The organism is Streptomyces sp. TAA486 (assembly GCF_000426165.1).
The window spans coordinates 147,382-168,415 of record NZ_KE384503.1; the positions used below are offsets into that span (position 1 = coordinate 147,382).

Genomic DNA, 21,034 nt, shown 5'->3' on the forward strand with positions numbered 1-21,034 from the left:
TGGATGAGGACAACGGACAGGGTCCGTTCCTGTATGCGACCGCACCTGATCACGCCTGCGGTCGCCCCACGTTCCGGCGCCTCGACCGGTCACCGCCCGTCAGATGTCGGGCTCCAGGTGGGTCTCCTCGAAGACCAGCAACGTGCGCGTACTGATCACTTCCGGGATCGAATGGATCCGCGTGAGGACCAGTTCGCGCAGCGACCTGTTGTCAGCCGTGTGCACCAGCAGCAGCACGTCGAAGTCGCCGCTGACCAGCGCCATATGGACGGCTCCCGGCAGCCGCAGCAGTTTCTCGCGGACGCTGCGCCAGGAGCCCTGCACGATCTTGAGCGTGATGTACGCCGAGGCTCCCTGCCCCGCCCGCTCCTCGTCGATGCGGGCACTGAAGCCGCGGATGACGCCGTCGTCCACCAGACGGTTGATCCGGGCGTAGGCGTTGGCGCGTGAGATGTGGACCTGCTCCGCCAGGGCGCGTACAGACATCCGGCCGTCCGCGCGGAGCAGCCGCAGTATGTCCCTGTCGACGGGGTCGAGCGGGCGGACCGGAGGGCGTACTTCCAGTCCGTCGGGCCCGGTTGGGCCGGCGCCCTCGGGACCGCTGGACGAATCGGCAATCTGTCCGTCCGGCATGCCCTGCGACCTCCCCTCGTTGGACGTCTTGCATCCATCGAACGCACGATCGCTCAACTTGTCCACAGCCTGGCGCCGCCTGTAGCCAAAATGTGCCGTCAACCGAACAATCGGTAGGGGAGCGCAGGAGCAACATGCCTCCACGCCCATCGGGGCCTGTCCGGGTACCCGCACCCGGACAGGCCCTGGCTCCGATCAAACCCGGCCCCCTTCGAGTGAGGTGCTCACCCATGACGGTTCTCGAGCAGTCCGGTGCCTACCACCTCGCACCACCCCCGGCCTGGCGCCCCCGCCGAGACCCTGAACCGCTGCTGCCCGACCGCGAGCCGCTGCGGCTGCTCGGCACGGGTGCGGAGCTCGACGGCGGGCTGCTTCTCAAGCTGTACGGGCAACTGGTGCGGGGCCGCCGGTTCAACGAGCAGGCCACGGCGCTGACCAAGCAGGGCCGCCTCGCCGTCTACCCGTCCTCCACGGGCCAGGAGGCCTCCGAGGTCGCTGCGGCGCTGGCCCTGCAGGAGCAGGACTGGCTCTTCCCCAGCTACCGGGACACCCTCGCCGCCGTCGCGCGGGGCCTCGACCCGGTCGCCGTGCTGTCGCTGCTCCGCGGCGACTGGCACAGCGGATACGACCCGCGCACCAGCCGCGTCGCCCCGCTCAGCACGCCCCTGGCCACCCAGCTTCCGCACGCGGTGGGGCTGGCGCACGCGGCCCGTCTCAAGGGCGACGACGTGGTCGCACTCGCGATGGTCGGTGACGGAGGCACGAGCGAGGGCGACTTCCACGAGGCCCTCAACTTCGCCGCCGTGTGGCAGGCCCCCGTCGTCTTCCTCGTGCAGAACAACGGCTTCGCGATCTCCGTACCGCTGGCGAAGCAGACCGCCGCGCCGTCCCTCGCGCACAAGGCGGTCGGTTACGGCATGCCCGGCCGCCTCGTCGACGGCAACGACGCGGCAGCCATGCACCATGTGCTCACGGACGCCGTCGAGCGGGCCCGCAGGGGCGAGGGCCCCTGCCTCGTGGAGGCCGTGACGTACCGCCTGGACGCACACACCAACGCCGACGACGCCACCCGCTACCGGGAGGCCTCCGAGGTGGACGCCTGGCGCGAGCACGATCCGCTCGTGCTGATGGAACAGGAGCTGCGCTCGCGCGGGCTCCTGGACGACGCGGGCGCGCAGCAGGCCGGAGAGGAGGCCGAGCGGATGGCCGGCGACATGCGCGAGCGCATGCACCAGGAGCCGGAGCTGCACCCGATGGACCTCTTCGACCACGTCTTCGCCCACAGGACGGCGCAGCTGCAGCAGCAGGCCGAGCGGCTGCGCGCGGAGCTCGAGGCAGCCGAGGCGGAGGGGATCCCGGCGGCCGGCGAGCAGGACCCGCACGGTCAGGCGCACACCGACGAGCAGGGGAGCCGGAAATGAGCACAGCGACGGGCACGTCGTTGCAGCCCGGTGCGCAGCCGCCACAGGAGCCCGCACGCAAGCCGTCCACGATGGCGCAGGCCCTCAACCGCGCGCTGCGGGACGCCCTCGCCGCCGACCCGGACGTGCACGTCTTCGGTGAGGACGTCGGCACGCTCGGCGGTGTCTTCCGTGTGACGGACGGTCTGGCGGCGGAGTTCGGGGAGGACCGCTGCACCGACACCCCGCTCGCCGAGGCCGGCATCCTCGGCACGGCCGTCGGCATGGCCATGTACGGCATGCGTCCGGTGGTCGAGATGCAGTTCGACGCCTTCGCGTACCCCGGTTTCGAGCAACTGGTCTCGCACATCTCCCGGATGAGGAACCGCACACGGGGCGCCCTTCCCATGCCGCTCACCGTCCGCGTGCCGTACGGCGGCGGGATCGGCGGCGTCGAGCACCACAGCGACTCCTCCGAGGCGTACTACATGGCCACGCCCGGGCTGCACGTCGTCACCCCGGCGACGGTCGCCGACGCGTACGGGCTGCTGCGCCGCGCCATCGCCAGCGACGACCCGGTGATCTTCCTGGAGCCGAAGCGGCTGTACTGGGGCAAGGACGACTGGTCGCCTGAGCGGCCGGCCGAGGTGCCCGCCATCGGCCGCGCCGTGGTCCGCCGCCCTGGCACCTCGGCGACGCTCATCACCTACGGCCCCTCGCTGCCCGTCTGCATGGAGGCCGCCGAGGCCGCCGCGCGGGACGAGGGTATGGAGCTGGAGGTCGTCGACCTGCGCTCGCTGGTCCCCTTCGACGAGGAGACCGTGGTGGCGTCCGTGCGGCGCACCGGGCGGGCCGTGGTCGTGCACGAGTCGACGGGCTTCGCCGGTCCGGGCGCGGAGGTGGCGGCACGCGTGAGCGAGCGCTGCTTCCACTATCTGGAGGCCCCGGTGCTGCGCGTCGCGGGCTTCGACATCCCGTATCCGCCGCCGATGCTGGAGAAGCACCATCTGCCGGACGTGGACCGGGTGCTGGACGCCGTCTCCAGGCTCCAGTGGGAGAGCGAGTGGCGCGACGGCGAGGGCGTCGGAAGCGCAGGGGAAGGGGTCCGCTGATGGCCTCCGTACGGGAGTTCACCCTTCCCGACCTGGGAGAAGGGCTGACGGAAGCGACCGTCGTGCGGTGGCTCGTGGCCGTGGGCGACGTGGTGGCGGTGGACCAGTCCGTCGTCGAGGTCGAGACGGCCAAGGCACTCGTGGATGTTCCCTGCCCCTACGGCGGCGTCGTCACGGCGCGATACGGGGACGAGGGCACGGAGATCCCGGTCGGCGCACCCCTGTTGACGGTCGCCGTGGGCGCGCCGCAGGACGAGACTCAGCCCGCCGTCACCGGCACCGGCACCGGCACCGGCACCGGCACGGAAGCGGACGTCCTGGCGGGCGCGGGCGCCGCCGCGGAGAGCTCCGGCAACGTGCTGGTCGGCTACGGCACGGCAGCCCCGGCGGGCCGCCGTCGCCGCGCTCGGCCGGTGGACGGCTTCCGTCCCGGTGACACCACGCCCCCTGCTGCACCGCCTGCCCGCACGGCGGTGCAGCAGGGTTCCATCGCGGTCATCTCGCCGCTCGTGCGGCGGATCGCCCGTGAGCACGACCTCGATCTGCGCGGTGTCACAGGATCGGGCCCGGACGGGCTGATCCTCCGCGCGGACGTCGAGCGGGCGGCGCGCTCCCGCACCGCGCCGACCGCCCAGCCGCCGGCTCAGCCGCCGGTGCGGCCCGCGCCGCTGCCCGAGGCCCGGCCCGTCGCGCCACAGGCCGAGGAGTCGGCAACCCGCATTCCGCTGACGGGATTCCGCCGCACCGTCGCCGACAAGATGTCCCGCAGCCGCCGGGAGATCCCCGACGCCACCTGCTGGGTCGACGTCGACGCGACCGAACTGCTCGCCGCCCGCAGGGCGATGAACTCCCACTCGTCGGTGGCGCAGGGCGACGCACCCAAGGTGTCCCTGCTGGCACTGCTCGCCCGCATCTGCACGGCGGCACTGACCCGCTTCCCCGACCTCAACGCGACCGTCGACACCGAAGCCGGCGAGGTGGTGCGCCGCTCCGCGGTGCACCTCGGATTCGCCGCGCAGACCCCGCGGGGCCTCGTCGTCCCGGTCGTACGGGACGCACACACGCTCGACGCCGTCCGGCTCAGCGAGGAGCTCACCCGGCTCACCGGGTCCGCCCGCAACGGCGAACTCAAGCCCGGCGACATGACCGGCGGCACCTTCACCCTCAACAACTACGGCGTCTTCGGCGTCGACGGCTCGACCCCGATCATCAACCACCCCGAGGCGGCCATGCTCGGCGTGGGCCGGATCGCCGAGAAGCCGTGGGTCCACGAGGGGCAGCTGGCCGTACGCCAGGTCGTGCAGCTCTCCTTCACCTTCGACCACAGGGTGTGCGACGGTGGAACGGCGGGCGGCTTCCTGCGTCACGTCGCGGACTGCGTCGAACGGCCCGCGGTGCTTCTCCGTACGCTCTAGGGCGTGACACCTGACGCCCATGCGCACACGCACGACGCCGTCGTCCTCGCGGGCGGCGGCGCCAGGCGCCTCGGCGGCACCGACAAACCGTCGCTGACCGTCGGCGCCCGCACCCTCCTCGACCGGGTGCTGGCTGCCTCCGCCGACGCGTCCACCACGGTCGTCGTCGGCCCGCGCCGGCCCACGTACCGGCCGGTGAAGTGGGTGCGGGAGGACCCGCCGGGCGGCGGTCCGCTCTCGGCGCTCGACGCGGGTCTGCACGGCGTCACAAAGGAGACGGTGCTCGTCCTCTCCGCCGATCTTCCCTTCCTGCGCCCGGAGACCGTACGGACGCTCCTCTCGGCCGTGGCAGCCGCGCAGGGCACGTACGGGGAAGATGGCGCGAGAGGAACCGGGGAGGTCGACGGGGACGAATCCATCGAGGGTGCGCTGGTCAACGACGGCCGCGACCAGCCGCTCCTCGCCGCCTACCGCACCGAATCCCTGCGCCGCGAACTGGCTCTGCTGCGCACCGAATACGGAAGCCTCACGGGTCTCCCCTTGCGGCTGATCCTTCCTGAGCTGAGACTTCGTCGCATCGACATCGATGTTGGTCGCCTACCGACCGCCTCCGATGCCCTCGACTGCGACACCTGGGAAGACGTCGCCGCGGCGAGGGCCCGTATCAGGGAGCATGACACTGTGCTGGACGAATGGATGGCCGCAGTGAAGGCCGAACTCGGCATCGACCTCGATGTCGACACCGCCGCACTGCTCGACCTGGCCCGCGACGCGGCACACGGCGTCGCCCGCCCCGCGGCGCCGCTGACGACCTTCCTCGTGGGTTATGCCGCCGCCCAGCGGGGCGGCTCCCCCGAAGACGTCGCTGAGGCCTTGCAGAAGGCGGCCCGGCTGGCCGCGCGTTGGGCCGAGGAGGGCGAAGGGGAGCAGGGCGACGGGCGATGAGCGGCGCCGACGAACTCGACGAGGCCATCGCCCTGGCCAACGGCGCTGTCGGCGGGGCCCGCCGCGGTGACGGCCGGGCGGCTCCGGCGGGGGGCGAGGCTCCGCGACCCCGAAGCGGCGATGGGAGCACCGGGGGCGGCGGCCACGAGCCCGGCCCAGGCGCCCACGGCTCCGGCACCACCGCCAATTCCGGCTCCGGAAGCCCGACCTCCGGAAGCTCGGCCTCGGCGTCCGATGACGGCGACGAACTGGCGGCCCCGGACTGGCTCAACCCCCGCTCCGCCCGAGCGGGCGGCCGCAGTTCGGCCCAGCAGGCGGAGGAAACCCCGTCCCACGCCCGCGACGCCCCCTGGCCCGACGCCCGCACGTACGCCTCACGCGCCGCCGGCCCGCTCCCCTCCCTTGCCCTGCCCCTCGAGCAGGCGCTGCACCACACCCTCGCCGCCCCGATCGACGCCCTCACCGACCTGCCGTCCTTCGACACCTCGGCCATGGACGGCTGGGCCGTCGCCGGCCCGGGCCCGTGGACCCTCGAAGAGGACCCCACGGGCACCGGGATACTCGCCGGGGCCACGTCCGAGCCCCGCCAGCTCCCCGACGGCCGCGCGATCCCCATTGCTACGGGTGCGCGCATCCCGCCCGGCGCGAGCGCGGTGCTGCGGTTCGAGTACGGCGAGCGCGACGGAAGGCGTCTGCGCACGACGCGGCGGCCGCAGCCCGGAACGGACATCCGGCCACGCGGCCAGGAGTGCCGCTCCGGCGACCGGCTGCTGCCCACCGGCACCCGGGTCACTCCCGCCGTGCTCGGACTCGCCGCCGCGGCGGGCTACGACCGGCTGACCGTCACCAGGCGCCCGCGCGCCGAAGTCCTCGTGCTGGGTGGCGAGTTGCTGCACGGCGGCGTCCCGCACGAAGGCCGCATCCGCGACGCGCTCGGCCCGGCGGTCGCGCCCTGGCTCTCGGCCCTCGGCGCCGACGTGATCGTCACCCGCCGTCTCGGCGACGACGCCGAGGCGCTCCACGAAGCCGTCGCCACGACGACCGCCGACATCCTCATCACCACGGGAGGCACCGCGCGCGGCCCCGTCGACCATCTGCGTCCCACGCTCGCCCGCGTCGGAGCGCGTCTCCTCGTCGAGGGCGTACGCGTACGGCCGGGGCACCCCATGCGGCTGGCCCGGCTCCCGGAGCGGCGGGACTCCGGCCCGGGCGGCGGTCCGCTGCTGGTGGGCCTGCCCGGCAATCCCCTCGCGGCGATCTCCGGTCTGATGACGCTCGCCGCACCGCTGATCCGTACGCTCGGCGACCAGCCCGCCGAGCGGGAGGTGTTCGCGCGGATCACCGATGACGTGCAGGGGCATCCGCGCGACACGCGGCTCGTGCCGGTCGCCTTCGCGGCCGCTGCCTCGCGGGCCCGGCCGCTCCACTACAACGGGCCGGCCATGCTCCGCGGTGTCGCCACTGCTACCGCCCTCGCCGTGATCCGGCCCGGCGGCGCCGCCTCCGGCACCGACGTCCAGGTGCTGCCGCTCCCCTGGTTCGCCTGGTGAGGGCCAGGACCGACGGGAGCGACCAGTACCGGATCCTGCTGCCGCGTTCCGAGGTCAGCCCGCAACTTCAGGTCGGACGCCGCATCCTGGCGGCGCTCACCGTGCTGTTCCTGACCGTCCTGATCGTCTACCTCGACCGCGCCGGCTACAACGACAACGCCGACGGCAAGGTCTCCTTCCTCGACGCCGTCTACTACACGACCGTCACCCTCTCGACCACCGGCTACGGCGACATCGCGCCCGCGAGCGACAGCGCCCGCATCGCGAACGTCCTGCTCGTCACGCCGCTTCGCATCCTGTTCCTGATCATCCTCATCGGCACCACGCTCGAAGCTCTCACCGACCGCACCCGCGAGCAGTGGCGCCTGACCCGTTGGAGGTCCCAGTTGCGCGACCACACCGTCGTCGTCGGCTTCGGCACGAAGGGCCGCTCGGCGGCGCAGACGCTGCTGTCCACCGGGGTGCGCAGGGACCGGGTCGTGGTCATCGACCCGAACCACCACGTCGCGAAGGCCGCGAACGACGAGGGCTATGTGAGCGTCGTCGGCGACGCCACCCGCAGCGACGTGCTCACGCGCGCCGAGGTGCGCCGCGCGAAGCAGATCGTGATCGCGACACAGCGCGACGACACCGCGGTGCTGGTCACGCTCACCGCGCGTCAGCTCAACCGCCGCCTGAAAATCGTGGCCGCGGTGCGTGAGGAGGAGAACGTGCCTCTGCTGCGGCAGTCGGGAGCGGATTCCGTGATCACGAGCGCCAGCGCCGCCGGCCGTCTCCTCGGGCTCTCCGTGCTCAGCCCGAACGCCAGCTCCGTCATGGAGGACCTGATCCAGCAAGGCTCGGGACTCAGCCTCAGCGAACGTCCCGTCACCAAGGCCGAGGTGGGCAGTTCGCCGAGGGAGTGCAGGGATCTGGTGGTCACGGTCGTACGGGGTCACCGTCTGCTCGGGTACGACGATCCGCAGGCGGACCCGCTCCAGTCCACTGACCGCCTCGTGGTGATCCACCGTTCGGCGGCGCCGCACCCGACGGAAGCGCGCGGCAGCACCGACCCGACGCACAGCGGCACCGGCGGCGTCACGGGCGGTCCCGGCGATTCCGGGGACGGGCGGGGTCCGGGCGGTCCGTCCGGTCCCGGCACCGTCGGCTTCTGGCGCGGCGAGCGCGGAGGCGGGAGCTGAACCACCCTCCGCGGCTGACCACCCGCTTCCGCGGTTCTGTGCCCCGGCGCGGCAGCGCCCGCGGAAGCGCCGGGAGTTGGGGCGCTGCGGTCACTCGCCGCCGGAATCGGGCGGCGCGCAGACAGGCGGAGACGGCCCGCGAGCGCGGAAGTTGAGCGCGTGCCCGTACGCCGGACGCATGGGCCGGCCACGGATGCGACGGTCCGGGGCGGTGCCGTACCGGTGAGGCCTGGGAGTAGCGTTCGGCCCCATGGGTACGTCCAACTCCACGATGCACGCGGTCACCATTCCCGAACCAGGCGGTCCCGAGGCCCTCGTCTGGGCCGAGGTCCCCGTCCCCGAACCCGGCGAGGGCGAGGTGCTGGTCGAGGTCGCGGCGAGCGCCGTCAACCGCGCCGACACCCTCCAGCGGCAGGGCTTCTACGATCCGCCGCCCGGCGCCTCCCCGTATCCCGGCCTCGAGTGCTCGGGCCGGATCTCGGCACTCGGCCCTGGCGTGAACACATGGGCCGTCGGCGACGAGGTCTGCGCGCTGCTCGGCGGTGGCGGTTATGCGGAGCAGGTTGCCGTCCCGACCGGCCAACTGCTGCCCGTACCGGACGGCATCGACCTGAAGACCGCCGCGTCGCTGCCCGAAGTGACCAGCACGATCTGGTCGAACGTCTTCATGGTCGCGCATCTGCGTCCCGGTGAGACGCTGCTCGTGCACGGCGGCGGCAGCGGCATCGGCACCATGGCGATCCAGCTGGCGAAGGCCGTCGGCGCGAAGGTGGCGGTGACCGCGGGCAGCAAGGAGAAGCTGGACCGCTGCGCGGAACTCGGCGCGGACATCCTGATCAACTACCGCGAGCAGGACTTCGTCGAGGAGGTGCGCGCGGGGACGGACGGCAACGGTGCCGACGTCATCCTCGACATCATCGGCGCCAAGTACCTGGAGCAGAACATCAAGGCGCTCGCCGTCAACGGACGTCTCGCCATCATCGGTCTCCAGGGCGGACGCAAGGGCGAGTTGAACCTGGGCGCCCTGCTCGCCAAGCGGGCTGCCGTGACGGCGACTTCGCTGCGGGCACGTCCCGCCGCGGAGAAGGCGGCGATCGTCGCGGCCGTGCGCGAACACGTGTGGCCGCTGGTCTCGGACGGCCGGGTGCGGCCCGTCGTCGACAGGACCGTGCCGATGAGGAACGCCACGGACGCGCACATCGCCATGGAGGAGAGCAGCCACGTGGGAAAGATCCTGCTGGTTCCTTAGAGTTCTTCGGAGCACAGGACGCGGCCGACAGGGACTCTTCCGGATGCCGGACTTGTCCAATTATGTAACGCTGATTGCATTATTGGACGCTCCGCAACGGGAGGGTCTCTGCCGTGCGGCACAGACGCAACACCCTCACCCCTGCCCGAACCCGCAGACTCCGCGCGACCGCGGTGATGCCCTGCGTGGCCGCGATGCTGATCGCGGCTCTCACGGGGGCGGCACCCGCTCCGGAATCACCCGCCGACGGATACCGGGGCTTGTCGAGGGACTCCGCAGTGATGCGCGAGGACACGGGCACGGCGAAGTCGCCGGATGATCACGGTACTTCGCAGGACGGGCCCGCTCCCGCGGCCCCGTACCGTCCGGAGGCGGACGGCGGCCTCGAGAGCGACGGCACCGGCGAGGACACCGGAGACGGCCCAGGGGCCTTCGGCACTCACGATCTCTACGAGCCCGACCCCGGCGCCGAGGAGGACTCCGGTCCGTCCTCGCAGCATCCCCCCACGACGGCCGCCACGGGCGAGGTCTCCCCCGTACTCCCCCTCGGCGCCGGGATGACGCTCATCGGCCTGGGATTCGCCCTGATCGCGGTGAGGTTGAGGCACGTGTGACGCGCGAGGCGACGGCGGGCGGCTCCGCCGGCCCCTGACCCGTGCGAGCCCTTGAGGGACTCCGAGGACATCCGGCCACGGCATGAGTGCAGAATGGGGTCATGACACAGCCGAGCAACGAACGCCCGAAGGAGAGCAAGCACGTCCTGGTGGTCGGACCGGACGGCATGGCTCTGGGCAGCGCCGACTCCACGGCCGGCGGCGAGGACGGCGAAGAGCAGGCTGAGGTCCCGGTCACGGAGATGGTCGAGCAGCCCGCGAAGGTCATGCGCATCGGCAGCATGATCAAGCAGCTGCTCGAAGAGGTGAAGTCGGCCCCGCTCGACGAGGCGAGCCGGGTGCGGCTGAAGGAGATCCACACCAGCTCCATCAAAGAGCTCGAGGACGGTCTCGCACCGGAGCTGATCGAGGAACTGGAAAGGCTCTCGCTGCCCTTCACCGAAGACACGGTGCCGACCGACGCCGAGCTGCGCATCGCACAGGCACAGCTGGTGGGCTGGCTCGAAGGGCTCTTCCACGGCATCCAGACAGCGCTCTTCGCCCAGCAGATGGCCGCGCGGGCCCAGCTGGAGCAGATGCGCCGGGCGCTGCCGCCGGGGACGCTCCCCGAGGACGGCACTCTCGGCGACGAGGAGCCGGGGCGCCCCACCCGCTCGGGCGGCCCGTACCTGTAGGGACCCTGTGGACCCCTCCGGCCGGAAACGGCCGCCGGGCGCTCAGTCCTGCCCGGAGGCGCCCGCGACGGGCTCCTGCGCCCGCCCCGCCATCCAGTGGTAGAGCGTCATCGCGACGCTGGTGGCCAGGTTGTAGCTGGAGACCTGCGGATGCATCGGCAGGGCCACCAGATGGTCGGCCCGCTCGCGCAGCCCGTCGGAGAGCCCGTGCCGCTCCGAGCCGAACGCCACGAGCGCGTCGTCGGGCAGTACGAGACCACGGATGTCCCGCCCGTCCGGATCGAGCGCGTAGAGCGGCCCCGGCGGCAGGCCGGACGGTTCGCACCGACGCACGGCCGTCGCGAAGTGCAACCCGGCGCTCGCCCTGACCACGTTGGGGTGCCACGGGTCGACGGTGCCGGTCGTGAACACACCCGCCGCACCGGCTCCCGCGGCGAGCCGGATCACCGCGCCCACGTTGCCCAGATGGCGCGGGTTGTCGAGCACGACGACGGGGGCCGCACGGACATCCGGCACCTGCCCGGAGCCGCGCACGGCGAGGGCCGCGACGCCCGTGGGATGGGGGCGCGGCACCAGCCCGTTCAGCGTTCCCGGCGGCACCTCGCTCAGCAGCCCGTCCAGCGTCTCCGTGAGATCGGGCGCGAGTCCGCCGGCGAGCGTGAGCAGCGCCGCGCGGTCCTCCGTCAGCGCGAGCGGGACGCCCGCGCCGAAGCGCAGTGCGTGCTTGAGCGCGTGGAAGCCGTCGAGCAGCACGCTGCCGTCCGCAAGCTCCCGCCACTGCCGCAGCACCGGGGCAGTGGACGGGCCGCTGCCACCCCGTCCCGGGGAGGCGGCGGCCGCCCCTGTGTCCTCTCCGGCGGTCATGGCGTCAGCGTACGGAAATCCCGTCGCCGCTCCGCTGCTGAGGCACCTGCGAGGCATGGGAAGTCCCGCCGCCTTCACCCTCACCGGTGTCACCGGGACCGCCGCTGCCACGCTTACCGCCGCCCCGTCCGGGAGCCAGCCGCGCGAGCACCCGGCGCCAGCCACCGTGGAAGCGGTCCCCGACCCAGATGAGAAGGACGGTCGGCAGGAAGACAGCATCGGCCGCGACCATGGCCATGGAGAAGAACGGCAGCCCGAGCAGCACCGCGATGCTCAGATGCTCCGCGATCATGGCGGCGAGGAGCGCGTTCTTGACGCGCCTGTTGAACAGCGTGAACGGGAATGCCACCTGGACCGCGACCGTGCCATAGGTGATCAGCAGTATCAGCAGGCCACTGGCCGCCATGAAGGAGCTGATCTCCGGCCAGGGTGAGAAGTAGTCCAGGTTCATCGGGTAGTAGACGGCCGTGCCGTCCTGCCACCGCGAACCCTGGATCTTGTACCAGCCGGCCGTCGCGTAGATCAGGCAGACCTCGACGACGATGACCAGCAGCGTCGCGTTGTGCACGAGGTTGGCCAGCATGTCGCAGACGGTCCGCGCCTCGCTGCCGGGCATGTAGCGGTTGACCATCCACCACGCGGCCTGTGCGGCCCACAGCGCCCAGAAGAACAGGCCCCAGCCGATGCTGAGTCCGCCGCCGACGGTCGACACGAGCATGATCACGCCGAACACGGACCACAGCACGACGCCGGTCGCGTCACGCCCGCGGGGAGCGTACGGGTCGCCGTCGGCAGCGGCCGCCTTCCTCCGCTGCCGCCGCGCGTCCAGGGACCAGACCTCGGCGCAGCGCGTGAGGACCACGTACATCGCCATCAGGTGGATCACGTTGTCGCCGCCGTCGCCCATGAAGACGCTGCGGTTCTGCAGAGCGAGCACGCCGACCATGTAGACGACGGAGGCGGTGCGCGTGCGCCAGCCGAGGACCACGGCGAGGCTGGCGGCGACGGCCACCAGGTAGACGAACTCGAACCATGCGGCGCTGTCCGACCACATCAGCACGGTGAAGGCGTTGTTGGACCCGATCAGCCGCTCGGCCAGCTTCCAGCTCCAGGGGCCGTCGGGCCCGTACAGCTCGTGGCGGTGCGGGAATTCTCGAAGGAGGAAGAAGAGCCAGGTGGCGGCGAAGCCGATCCGTACGACAGCCGTCTGGTACGGGGCGATCGCCTCCGAGGTCACCCGGGCGATACCGCGCGCGACGAAGCTCTCGTCCGCCGGCTCGGCCGGGGACTCCTCGGGACGGGGGCGCTGCAGTCCGGTCACTTGTCCCAGCCCCCCGGAAGGTCGGCGCTGGCGATCTGCCACCAGGGCTGCACCTGGTAGTCGGTCTTCGAGTCCGTCTTCTCGTCACTCCAGGAGGGAGGAGCGACGGGCGTCGTCGCGGAACGGACCTGTATTCGCTCCACCGTTCCGCCGTTGAGTTCGGAGCCGAAGCGCAGCATCACTATTCGCTTGATGTAGCTCTCGGACAGCTCGCCGCGCAGGCCGACGGGCTTGCCCTTGTCGTCGTGCGAGCCGCGGTAGAACTCCCAGCCCCTGCGGAGTTCGTTCTGCTCCGTGTGGCTGGGCGCGAGGCTGTGGTCGATGGCCTCGCCGTCCATCTTCGAGAGGTTGACCCAGCCGGTCGTCTCGGTGCTGCCGTCGTCCTTGGCGACGCGGGCGCGCGCGTGCACGTGGATGTTCTGCTGCAGGGGGTTGGGCGCGAAGAGCTTCCAGTTCTGCTCGAACTCGGGATAGACGTAGTCGTCGATGCCCTGCCCGTGCTTCTTGGTGAGCGTGTTCGAGGGAGCTACGTGCAGGAAGACCATGGACAGGTGCACGGCGACGGCGAGGACCGCGGCCGCGGCGGCCACCGCCACGATCGTGCGGCCGAGGCGGGACAGCCCCGCCGGTCCCGGAGCCCCCGCTTCCGCCCTGGCGGGCCACGGGGGACCCCCACCCTCATGCGGTGGCCCGCGCCGCGCCTCCGACTGCGGCACCTGCTGCTCTTCGTGCTCCATGCCCTCCCCTGCTCCCCGCGTTCATGCGTCGATCGGCCGATACGACCTCAGACATTATCGAGCCTTGACACCCTGTGGGCCCTCAGCTCACCATTGAACCGAACGATCGGTCGGCTGGGATCGCGGCTTCGGCCGCCGGCAAGGGGGTCGGGATGACATCGGTGCTGCTCGGCGAGGGCGCACAGGCCGCCGGAGAGTCGGCGGAGCCGCTCGCGGCCTTCGACGGCGCCATCGCCGCGGACGAGCGGATCGAGCCGCGCGACTGGATGCCGGACGACTACCGCAGCACGCTCGTACGTCAGATGGCCCAGCACGCGCACTCCGAGATCATCGGCATGCAGCCCGAGGCGAACTGGATCTCCCGGGCGCCGTCCCTGCGCCGCAAGGCCATCCTCATGGCCAAGGTGCAGGACGAGGCGGGGCACGGGCTGTATCTCTACAGCGCCGCGGAGACGCTCGGCACCAGCCGCGAGGAGCTGCTCGACAAGCTGCACTCCGGCCGCCAGAAGTACTCGTCGATCTTCAACTACCCGACGCTGACCTGGGCCGACGTCGGCGCGATCGGCTGGCTCGTCGACGGCGCCGCGATCACCAACCAGGTGCCGCTGTGCCGCTGTTCCTACGGTCCGTACGCACGGGCGATGATCCGCATCTGCAAGGAGGAGTCCTTCCACCAGCGGCAGGGCTTCGAGCTGCTGCTCGCACTGAGCCGCGGCACCGAGGCCCAGCACGCCATGGCGCAGGACGCGGTGGACCGCTGGTGGTGGCCCTCGCTGATGATGTTCGGCCCGCCGGACGACGAGTCCGCGCACAGCGCCCGGTCCATGGAGTGGAAGATCAAGCGGCATTCCAACGACGAGCTGCGCCAGCGCTTCGTCGACATCTGCGTGCCGCAGGCCGAGGCGCTCGGCCTCACCCTCCCCGACCCCGAGCTGAGCTGGAACGAGTCTCGCGGGCACTGGGACTTCGGCCCGATCGACTGGGAGGAGTTCCGCCAGGTGCTGAAGGGCAACGGGCCGTGCAACGAGGAGCGGCTGAGGCGCCGCCGGGAGGCCCATGAGAACGGCGCCTGGGTGCGTGACGCCGCGGCGGCGTACGCGGCGAAGAACGCGGCCCCGGGCCGTGGCAGGGTGCGTGAGCAGGATCTGACGGAGACGGCGGTGAGCGCGTGATGAGCGGTACGGACTGGCCCCTCTGGGAGGTGTTCGTACGCAGCAGGCGCGGCCTGTCGCACACGCACGCCGGGAGCCTGCACGCCCCCGACGCCGAGATGGCGCTGCGCAACGCGCGGGACCTCTACACACGGCGCTCCGAGGGCGTGTCGGTGTGGGTGGTGCCGTCCCACGAGATCACCGCGTCCTCGCCGGACGAGAAGGACCCGTTCTTCGGGCCCGCCGCCGACAAGCCCTACCGCCACCCGACCTTCTACGAAGTGCCGGACGGGGTGCGGAACCTGTGACGGGCTCCGAGGGGCTCTCCGCGCGCAGCGCGGCCGCGCTCGACGACCCGCTGCTGCCGCTGGCGGACGACGCGCTCGTCCTCTCCCACCGCCTGGGGGAGTGGGCCGGGCACGCCCCCGTGCTGGAGGAGGAGCTGGCGCTGGCCAACATCGCCCTCGACCTGCTCGGCCAGGCGCGCGCCCTCTACGCCGAACTCGGGGACGAGGACGAGCTGGCCTTCCTCCGTGAGGAACGCGCCTTCCGCAACTGCCAGTTGGCCGAGCAGCCCAACGGCGACTTCGCCCACACGATGATCCGCCAGCTGTACTTCTCCGCCTGGCAGGAGCTGCTGTACGGACAGCTCGCCGAGCTCGGGCAGCCGCTCGCCGCCAAGGCGGTCAAGGAGTCGGAGTACCACCGCGACCACGCCGAGCAGTGGACGCTGCGCCTCGGCGACGGCACGGAGGAGAGTCACGAGCGCGCCCAGCGCGCAGCGGACTCCCTCTGGGGGTTCACGGGTGAGCTCTTCGAACCCGTCGTGGGTCCCGGACCGGTCGGCGAGGTCGACTGGGATGCGCTGCGCACGGGCTGGACGCAGCGCATCACGGGGACGTTCGAGCGGGCCACGCTTTCGGTGCCCGCGTCCCCTCAGCTCGGGGGCTGGAAGGCCGGAGCCGGCCGTCAGGGTCTGCACACCGAACCCTTCGGCCGGATGCTCGCCGAGATGCAGCATCTGCACCGCAGCCATCCCGGAGCGTCGTGGTGACCGTCCCCCTCGGCCCCGGAGGGCCTGAGGGGATCCCCACCGGGGCCGGCGTACGGGCGGGCGGGGACCGGCAGCGCGACCTCGAGGCGTGGGCCGGGTCCGTTCCCGACCCGGAGCTTCCCGTCATCACCCTCGCCGAGCTGGGAGTGCTGCGCGGCGTCCACGAGACGGCACCGCACGGCCCCGTCGAGGTCGAGCTGACCCCGACCTACACGGGCTGCCCGGCGGTGGAGGCCATGACCACCGACATCGAGCACGTCCTGCGTGAGCACGGCGTCCCCGAGGTCACCGTGCGCGTCGTCTACGCGCCTCCGTGGAGCACCGACGACATATCCGACGAGGGCCGGCGCAAGCTCGCCGCCCACGGCATCGCACCGCCACGCGCCGGCGTCGCGGGCGGCAGCGCCTCGCGGGCGCCGATCCCGCTGACGCTCGCCATCCGCTGCCCCAACTGCGGCTCGACGGAGACGACGCTGCTCAGCCGCTTCTCGTCCACGGCTTGCAAGGCGCTGCGCCGCTGCGAGTCCTGCCGGGAGCCGTTCGACCACTTCAAGGAGGTGTGAGGGCGCCGTGAGCACCTTCCATCCGCTGCGCGTCACGGCCGTCGACCGGCTCACCGACGACTCCGTCGCCCTCACCTTCGCCGTGCCGCCCGAGCTGCGTCCCCTCTACGGCTACTCGCCGGGTCAGCACATCGCGCTGCGCCGGCACCGTGCCGGGGCGGACACCGTCGCGGCGAGCGCCGAGGTCCGGCGCACGTACTCGCTCTGCACGCCCGCCCAGGACGAGCCGCCGGAGCTGCGCATCGGCATACGCGGAGTCGAGGGCGGCGACTTCTCCAGCTACGCGGTGAAGGAGCTGAGGCCCGGCGACACCGTGGACGTGCTGCCGCCCACGGGCCGCTTCGTCCTGGAGCCGCGCCCCGGCCGCTTCGCGGCGGTCGTCGGAGGCAGCGGCATCACTCCCGTGCTGTCCATCGCGTCCACGCTGCTCGCGCGTGAACCGGAGGCGCGCTTCTGCCTCGTACGGAGCGACAGGTCCGCGGCGTCGACGATGTTCCTGGAAGAGGTCGCCGACCTCAAGGACCGCTTCCCCGACCGCTTCCAGCTGGTCACGGCGCTCTCCCGCGAGGAGCAGCAGAGCGGCCTGCCGAGCGGTCGTCTGGACGAGGCGCGGCTGAGCGGGCTGCTGCCGTCACTGCTGTCCGTGCAGGACGTGGACGGCTGGTATCTGTGCGGGCCTCTCGGCCTGGTCGAGGAGGCCTCGCGGGCGCTGCGCGGCCTCGGGGTACCGCGTGCCCGCATCCACCAGGAGATCTTCCACGTCACGGAGGCGCCCTCGGCACCTGCCGCGTCCAGGCGGGACGCGGGCGGTTCCCGCTCGGCGTCCGTGACGGCCAACCTCGACGGCCGCTCGGGCTGTTGGCCCATGGACGACGGGGAATCGGTGCTGGAGACGGTGCTGCGCCACCGCGCGGACGCGCCGTTCGCGTGCAAGGGCGGGGTCTGCGGCACCTGCCGGGTGCGCCTGGTCTCCGGTGAGGTGCGCATGGAGCGCAACTACGCGCTGGAACCGGACGAGTTGGAGGCCGGCTATGTGCTGGCCTGCCAGTCCCACCCCGTGACCGAGGCCGTGGAGGTCGACTTCGACGGCTGAGGCGCCGCCGCGCCGCCGGGACCGAGCCGGGCGCTCCGGCGGTGCAGCCGGAGCTCCGGCGCGCACTCAGACCCCGGAGTCAGAACCCGGACTCAGAGCACGTACGCGCTCTCGGCGTCGGCCTTCAGCGGCCGTCCGGCCGCCTCCCACGCGAGCATGCCGCCGTCGACGTTGACCGCGTCCACGCCCTGCTGCCGCAGATACTGCGTCACCTGCGCGGAGCGCCCGCCGACCCGGCAGACCACGTAGACCCGCTCGTCCTCACCGGCACGCTCGGTCAACTCGCCCAGCCTGCCGACGAATTCACTCATCGGAATGTGCAGTGCGCCCTCGGCGCGCCCGGCTGCCCACTCGTCGTTCTCCCGGACGTCCAGCAACAGCGCGTCCGCCGGCACCGATGCGACATCGACCTGCGGCAACTGACCGAATTCCATGACGAAAAACTCTCTCTCAGCTCTCTTGCTCACCGGCGCCGGCGTTCCCGGCCGCTGCGGCGTCGCGCTGCTCCACGAGCCGCTCCAGTTCGCGCTCGCGATCGGCCACCTGTTCAAGCAGCTGCTCGGCGATCTCGTCGAGCAGCGCGTCGGGATCGTCGGGCGCCATCTTCAGCATGGCGCCGATGGCGCTCTCTTCCATCTCCGCGACCATCGCCGTGAGCACTTCCTTGCGCTCCGCCAGCCACTCCAGACGGGCGTAGAGGAGTTCGCTCTGCGGCACCCGCGGTTCCGGTTCCTCTTCGCGAGGACCGTTCTCCCACTCCTTCAGCAGGTTCCGCAGAGCCTCCGCATCGCCGTCCGCGTAGGCCTTGTTCACGCGTACGAGGAAGTCCTCGCGGCGCTGCCGCTCCCCCTCCTCCTGCGCCAGGTCGGGGTGCGCCTTGCGCACCAGCTCCCGGTACGCCTTGCGCGCCTCCTCGCTGGGACGCACGCGGGCGGGCGGCTGCACGTTCTGCCCGGTGAGCATGGCGGTGGCCTCGGGCGGCATGCCGTCGGAGTCGATCCACCCGTGGAAGAGCTCCTCGACCCGGGGCATCGGCAGCACGGCGGCCCGCGCCTCCTGCGCCCTGCGCAGATCCTCGGGGTCTCCGCTGATCTCGGCGGTGACCTCGAGTATCGCGGCGTCCAGCTCGTCGAGACGCGCGTACATCGGTCCGAGGCGCTGGTGGTGCAGCCGCGAGAAGTTCTCCACCTCGACCCGGAAGGTCTCCACCGCGATCTCGAACTCGATCAGCGCGGTCTCGGCCGCCCGCACGGCCTTTTCCAGGCGCTCCGTGCCGGGTTCCGCGGAGCCGGCCCCTTGCGGCGCCGGGGCTTCGCCCGACGGCTCGGGCTTCTCGGGCTGTTCCGGCGGCTGCTCCGGCTCTTCGGCTTCCGCTTCCGGGTTCGCTGTCATCGGGCCCACCCTACGGAAGCACTACCGGCCTTTCCCAGCTCGCCGGTGGATCAGGCCCTGAACTCCGTGGGGCAGCCCACCGCTTCGTCCGGAAGGTGTGTGTCGGCCCACCGCGTCAGCTCCGTCATCGCGGGACGCAGCGCCAGCCCGGCCCCCGTGAGCTTGTAGCTGACCCGCAGCGGCGGGCCCTCCTCCACGGTGCGTACGACGAGGCCCAGCGACGCCAGCTCGGTCAGCCTGTCGGAGAGCATCCGCTCGCTGATGCCGGGCACCGCACGGCGCAGCTGCGCGAAGTGACCCGGCCCGTTCATCAGCGCCGCGAGAACGAGCCCCGTCCAGCGCTTGCCCAGCACCTGGAAGACGCGCGTGATGCTGCTCTCGGGCTCGCTGCACCCGCCGACGGTGCCGAGCGTCCCCTCCTGCTGCGTCTGTCCCCGGGGCTCTGCCATGCCTCAAGAGTACTGCGCCCACACAAGGGCGTGCAGAAAAGTAAGTACCTGTGTTATTAATAGCTACGTACGCAACACCACCTCCTTACGTACCCCAAGGAGCTTCTTTCATGGCCACACTGCTTCACCTCGACTCCTCCGTCTTCCCGCAGGACGCGTCCGTCTCCCGCGACGTCGCCGCGTCCTTCCGCAAGGCATGGGAGGCGCAGCACCCGGACGGGACGGTCGTCCACCGCGACCTGGCCGCCGACCCGCTGCCGCACCTCGACGGCGTGGCCGCCTCCTCGGCCTTCGTGTCCCCCGAGGCCCGCACTCCCGAGCAGGCCACGGCCTACGCGCTGCGTGACGAGCTGGCCCGCGAACTGGAACAGGCTGACGCCGTGCTGATCGGCGCCCCCATGTACAACTTCACGATCCCCTCGACCCTCAAGGCGTGGATCGACCAGGTGGTCCTCAACGGGCGCACCTTCGGGACCGACTCGCCTTCGGCGGCGGGCACCCCCACCGTCGTCGTGGCCAGCCGCGGCGGCGGCTACGGGCCCGGGACGCCCCGTGAGAGCTGGGAGTTCGTGCAGAACTACCTGGGCAAGGTCCTCGGCGAAGGCATGGGCCTGGAGCTGGAGTTCGTCGTGCCGGAGCTCACGCTGGCCGCCCGCACCCCCGGCATGGAGTCCCTGGTCGACGTCGCCGAGGCCTCACGGACCAGGGCCCACGAGGAGGCCGGCACCCACGGCAAGTCCCTCGCGGCCCGTCTGACGGCGGCAGCCTGACGCCGGCGCGATGCGCCCGTCTTGCTCCCGCCCCGCCCGTCCCCGGACGGCCTGGCTCACGGTCCGCCGCAGGACCGTGAGCCCGTCGGGCCGGGCCGGCGCAACAGCCACGGCGGCCCGCCCGCGTCCGCTCACCCCAGGTCGAACCGCACGTCCACGACGCCGGCGACCGAGCGGATGAGCCGCGCGGCGACCGGTGCCAGAGAGGAATCGGGCAGCCGCCCGCGCACGGTGGCCACCCCCTTCTCGACCTGGACCCGAAGCTCGGCCCCCGCGCCGGGCAGCAGAGCGAACGCGTCCCGCCGGATCTCCTCGGCGATCTCCTCGTCCTCCCGCAGGAACACCTTCAGAAGATCACTGCGGCTGACGATGCCGGTCAGCCTGCCCTCGCCGTCCACGACCGGCAGGCGCTTGACCTGCTTCCGCGCCATGATGCGGGCGGCCTCGGTCAGCTGAGCGTCCTCATGGACGGAGACGGCGGGGCTGCTCATGAGGTCGCCGGCCGTCTGCGCACCCGACTTCAGCAGCCGCTCCATGCGCTCGCGCGACTCACTCAGGCCCGGGGCCCCCTCGCGGTACTCCTCCTTGGCCAGCAGATCGGCCTCGGAGACCACGCCGATGACGCGTCCGTCGGCCTCCAGGACCGGGAGCGCACTCACGCGCCACTCCTGCATGTTTCTCGTGACGTCCTTGAACGTGGCCTGCCGCCCGACGGCGATGGCGGCGTGCGTCATGACGTCACCGACGGTTCGTGGCGACGCTCCTGGCTCCGGTTCCTGTCCATGATCGCCGACGGGCCGCCGGGCCTGGTCGCGTACGTCGGCATCGTGTGCCATGCCGGCTCCCCTTCCCGGGTTGGGCTCCTTC

Annotated in this window: 23 protein-coding genes; 15 read left to right on the forward strand and 8 right to left on the reverse strand. The window is 71.9% G+C overall.

Translation table 11 applies throughout. The annotated features are described in order from the left end of the window. Positions 1-99: 99 nt before the first annotated feature. Positions 100-633: an Lrp/AsnC family transcriptional regulator gene (locus tag I004_RS0128405; protein ID WP_051345541.1), complete on the reverse strand. Its 534-nt coding sequence runs from the start codon at positions 631-633 to the stop codon at positions 100-102. Between the two features lie 230 nt (positions 634-863). On the opposite strand from I004_RS0128405, the gene pdhA reads away from it, so the two are divergent. The 9 genes from pdhA (at position 864) to I004_RS0128455 (ending at position 10,773) form a co-directional block, all read left to right on the forward strand. Next, on the forward strand, positions 864-2,054 hold the full coding sequence (gene pdhA / locus I004_RS36710; RefSeq protein ID WP_051345542.1) for a pyruvate dehydrogenase (acetyl-transferring) E1 component subunit alpha: 1,191 nt from the start codon (positions 864-866) through the stop codon (positions 2,052-2,054). Beyond that, positions 2,051-3,145 (forward strand): alpha-ketoacid dehydrogenase subunit beta, encoded by a 1,095-nt coding sequence (locus tag I004_RS0128415; protein ID WP_051345543.1) that lies wholly within the window; start codon positions 2,051-2,053, stop codon positions 3,143-3,145. Before pdhA ends, I004_RS0128415 begins: the two co-directional genes overlap by 4 nt. Then, positions 3,145-4,560 carry a dihydrolipoamide acetyltransferase family protein gene (locus I004_RS0128420; protein ID WP_028438252.1) on the forward strand — a complete coding sequence of 472 codons (1,416 nt, stop codon included), beginning with the start codon at positions 3,145-3,147 and terminating at the stop codon, positions 4,558-4,560. The genes I004_RS0128415 and I004_RS0128420 overlap by 1 nt, the downstream gene beginning before the upstream one ends. A gap of 3 nt (positions 4,561-4,563) precedes the next feature. Beyond that, positions 4,564-5,505, forward strand: a complete 942-nt coding sequence (locus I004_RS0128425) for a DUF6457 domain-containing protein (RefSeq protein WP_028438253.1) — start codon at positions 4,564-4,566, stop codon at positions 5,503-5,505. Next, positions 5,502-7,055, forward strand: coding sequence for a molybdopterin molybdotransferase MoeA (locus I004_RS36715; protein ID WP_028438254.1), 1,554 nt, complete (start codon positions 5,502-5,504; stop codon positions 7,053-7,055). Before I004_RS0128425 ends, I004_RS36715 begins: the two co-directional genes overlap by 4 nt. Further along, positions 7,052-8,236, forward strand: coding sequence for a potassium channel family protein (locus tag I004_RS36720; protein WP_486580542.1), 1,185 nt, complete (start codon positions 7,052-7,054; stop codon positions 8,234-8,236). The genes I004_RS36715 and I004_RS36720 overlap by 4 nt, the downstream gene beginning before the upstream one ends. A 271-nt stretch (positions 8,237-8,507) precedes the next feature. Further along, positions 8,508-9,485: an NAD(P)H-quinone oxidoreductase gene (locus tag I004_RS0128440; RefSeq protein WP_028438255.1), complete on the forward strand. Its 978-nt coding sequence runs from the start codon at positions 8,508-8,510 to the stop codon at positions 9,483-9,485. Positions 9,486-9,598: 113 nt separating this feature from the next. Beyond that, positions 9,599-10,099: a hypothetical protein gene (locus I004_RS37800; RefSeq protein WP_158677136.1), complete on the forward strand. Its 501-nt coding sequence runs from the start codon at positions 9,599-9,601 to the stop codon at positions 10,097-10,099. Between the two features lie 101 nt (positions 10,100-10,200). Further along, on the forward strand, positions 10,201-10,773 hold the full coding sequence (locus tag I004_RS0128455) for a bacterial proteasome activator family protein (RefSeq protein ID WP_028438256.1): 573 nt from the start codon (positions 10,201-10,203) through the stop codon (positions 10,771-10,773). 42 nt (positions 10,774-10,815) lie between these two features. On the opposite strand, the gene I004_RS36730 is transcribed toward I004_RS0128455, so the two are convergent. From I004_RS36730 to I004_RS36740, 3 genes are read right to left on the reverse strand one after another with little or no spacing between them, the layout of a single operon-like run. Further along, positions 10,816-11,637, reverse strand: a complete 822-nt coding sequence (locus I004_RS36730) for a TrmH family RNA methyltransferase (protein ID WP_051345545.1) — start codon at positions 11,635-11,637, stop codon at positions 10,816-10,818. 4 nt (positions 11,638-11,641) lie between these two features. After that, positions 11,642-12,949, reverse strand: a complete 1,308-nt coding sequence (locus I004_RS36735; RefSeq protein WP_486580639.1) for an HTTM domain-containing protein — start codon at positions 12,947-12,949, stop codon at positions 11,642-11,644. A 5-nt stretch (positions 12,950-12,954) separates the two neighbouring features. Then, on the reverse strand, positions 12,955-13,695 hold the full coding sequence (locus I004_RS36740; protein ID WP_486580545.1) for a DUF5819 family protein: 741 nt from the start codon (positions 13,693-13,695) through the stop codon (positions 12,955-12,957). A gap of 152 nt (positions 13,696-13,847) precedes the next feature. On the opposite strand from I004_RS36740, the gene paaA reads away from it, so the two are divergent. The 5 genes from paaA to I004_RS0128495 are packed head-to-tail and all read left to right on the forward strand — an operon-like array spanning position 13,848 to position 17,556. Continuing rightward, positions 13,848-14,867, forward strand: a complete 1,020-nt coding sequence (gene paaA / locus I004_RS36745) for a 1,2-phenylacetyl-CoA epoxidase subunit PaaA (protein WP_051345547.1) — start codon at positions 13,848-13,850, stop codon at positions 14,865-14,867. Beyond that, positions 14,867-15,154: a 1,2-phenylacetyl-CoA epoxidase subunit PaaB gene (paaB, locus tag I004_RS0128480; RefSeq protein ID WP_028438257.1), complete on the forward strand. Its 288-nt coding sequence runs from the start codon at positions 14,867-14,869 to the stop codon at positions 15,152-15,154. The genes paaA and paaB overlap by 1 nt, the downstream gene beginning before the upstream one ends. Further along, positions 15,151-15,900, forward strand: coding sequence for a 1,2-phenylacetyl-CoA epoxidase subunit PaaC (gene paaC / locus I004_RS0128485; RefSeq protein ID WP_051345548.1), 750 nt, complete (start codon positions 15,151-15,153; stop codon positions 15,898-15,900). Before paaB ends, paaC begins: the two co-directional genes overlap by 4 nt. 32 nt (positions 15,901-15,932) lie before the next feature. Next, the gene (gene paaD / locus I004_RS0128490) at positions 15,933-16,463 is read left to right on the forward strand and encodes a 1,2-phenylacetyl-CoA epoxidase subunit PaaD (protein WP_028438259.1); all 531 of its coding nucleotides are present in this window, start codon (positions 15,933-15,935) and stop codon (positions 16,461-16,463) included. Positions 16,464-16,470: 7 nt separating this feature from the next. Then, positions 16,471-17,556, forward strand: a complete 1,086-nt coding sequence (locus tag I004_RS0128495) for a 2Fe-2S iron-sulfur cluster-binding protein (RefSeq protein WP_028438260.1) — start codon at positions 16,471-16,473, stop codon at positions 17,554-17,556. A 92-nt stretch (positions 17,557-17,648) separates the two neighbouring features. Here the strand turns inward: I004_RS0128495 and I004_RS0128500 are convergent, their stop codons facing one another. The 3 genes from I004_RS0128500 to I004_RS0128510 are packed head-to-tail and all read right to left on the reverse strand — an operon-like array spanning position 17,649 to position 19,397. After that, positions 17,649-17,990, reverse strand: a complete 342-nt coding sequence (locus I004_RS0128500) for a rhodanese-like domain-containing protein (RefSeq protein ID WP_028438261.1) — start codon at positions 17,988-17,990, stop codon at positions 17,649-17,651. A 16-nt stretch (positions 17,991-18,006) separates the two neighbouring features. After that, positions 18,007-18,948 carry a J domain-containing protein gene (locus tag I004_RS36750; RefSeq protein ID WP_051345549.1) on the reverse strand — a complete coding sequence of 314 codons (942 nt, stop codon included), beginning with the start codon at positions 18,946-18,948 and terminating at the stop codon, positions 18,007-18,009. A gap of 50 nt (positions 18,949-18,998) precedes the next feature. After that, on the reverse strand, positions 18,999-19,397 hold the full coding sequence (locus I004_RS0128510) for a winged helix-turn-helix transcriptional regulator (RefSeq protein ID WP_028438262.1): 399 nt from the start codon (positions 19,395-19,397) through the stop codon (positions 18,999-19,001). 110 nt (positions 19,398-19,507) lie between these two features. On the opposite strand from I004_RS0128510, the gene I004_RS0128515 reads away from it, so the two are divergent. Continuing rightward, a complete protein-coding gene (locus I004_RS0128515) occupies positions 19,508-20,167 on the forward strand; it encodes an NAD(P)H-dependent oxidoreductase (RefSeq protein WP_028438263.1) in 660 nt (219 codons plus the stop codon). Between the two features lie 131 nt (positions 20,168-20,298). On the opposite strand, the gene I004_RS0128520 is transcribed toward I004_RS0128515, so the two are convergent. Next, the gene (locus tag I004_RS0128520) at positions 20,299-20,901 is read right to left on the reverse strand and encodes a CBS domain-containing protein (RefSeq protein WP_028438264.1); all 603 of its coding nucleotides are present in this window, start codon (positions 20,899-20,901) and stop codon (positions 20,299-20,301) included. Positions 20,902-21,034 lie beyond the last annotated feature (133 nt).

Excerpts from the sequence above, each read along its gene's own strand:
- I004_RS0128405 (WP_051345541.1), bottom strand. The coding sequence starts at position 633 with ATGCCGGACGGACAGATTGCCGATTCGTCCAGCGGTCCCGAGGGCGCC.
- pdhA (WP_051345542.1), top strand. The coding sequence starts at position 864 with ATGACGGTTCTCGAGCAGTCCGGTGCCTACCACCTCGCACCACCCCCG.
- I004_RS0128415 (WP_051345543.1), top strand. The coding sequence starts at position 2,051 with ATGAGCACAGCGACGGGCACGTCGTTGCAGCCCGGTGCGCAGCCGCCA.
- I004_RS0128420 (WP_028438252.1), top strand. The coding sequence starts at position 3,145 with ATGGCCTCCGTACGGGAGTTCACCCTTCCCGACCTGGGAGAAGGGCTG.
- I004_RS36715 (WP_028438254.1), top strand. The coding sequence starts at position 5,502 with ATGAGCGGCGCCGACGAACTCGACGAGGCCATCGCCCTGGCCAACGGC.
- I004_RS0128440 (WP_028438255.1), top strand. The coding sequence starts at position 8,508 with ATGCACGCGGTCACCATTCCCGAACCAGGCGGTCCCGAGGCCCTCGTC.
- I004_RS0128455 (WP_028438256.1), top strand. The coding sequence starts at position 10,201 with ATGACACAGCCGAGCAACGAACGCCCGAAGGAGAGCAAGCACGTCCTG.
- I004_RS36730 (WP_051345545.1), bottom strand. The coding sequence starts at position 11,637 with ATGACCGCCGGAGAGGACACAGGGGCGGCCGCCGCCTCCCCGGGACGG.
- I004_RS36740 (WP_486580545.1), bottom strand. The coding sequence starts at position 13,695 with ATGGAGCACGAAGAGCAGCAGGTGCCGCAGTCGGAGGCGCGGCGCGGG.
- paaA (WP_051345547.1), top strand. The coding sequence starts at position 13,848 with ATGACATCGGTGCTGCTCGGCGAGGGCGCACAGGCCGCCGGAGAGTCG.
- paaB (WP_028438257.1), top strand. The coding sequence starts at position 14,867 with ATGAGCGGTACGGACTGGCCCCTCTGGGAGGTGTTCGTACGCAGCAGG.
- I004_RS0128500 (WP_028438261.1), bottom strand. The coding sequence starts at position 17,990 with ATGGAATTCGGTCAGTTGCCGCAGGTCGATGTCGCATCGGTGCCGGCG.
- I004_RS36750 (WP_051345549.1), bottom strand. The coding sequence starts at position 18,948 with ATGACAGCGAACCCGGAAGCGGAAGCCGAAGAGCCGGAGCAGCCGCCG.
- I004_RS0128510 (WP_028438262.1), bottom strand. The coding sequence starts at position 19,397 with ATGGCAGAGCCCCGGGGACAGACGCAGCAGGAGGGGACGCTCGGCACC.
- I004_RS0128515 (WP_028438263.1), top strand. The coding sequence starts at position 19,508 with ATGGCCACACTGCTTCACCTCGACTCCTCCGTCTTCCCGCAGGACGCG.
- I004_RS0128520 (WP_028438264.1), bottom strand. The coding sequence starts at position 20,901 with ATGACGCACGCCGCCATCGCCGTCGGGCGGCAGGCCACGTTCAAGGAC.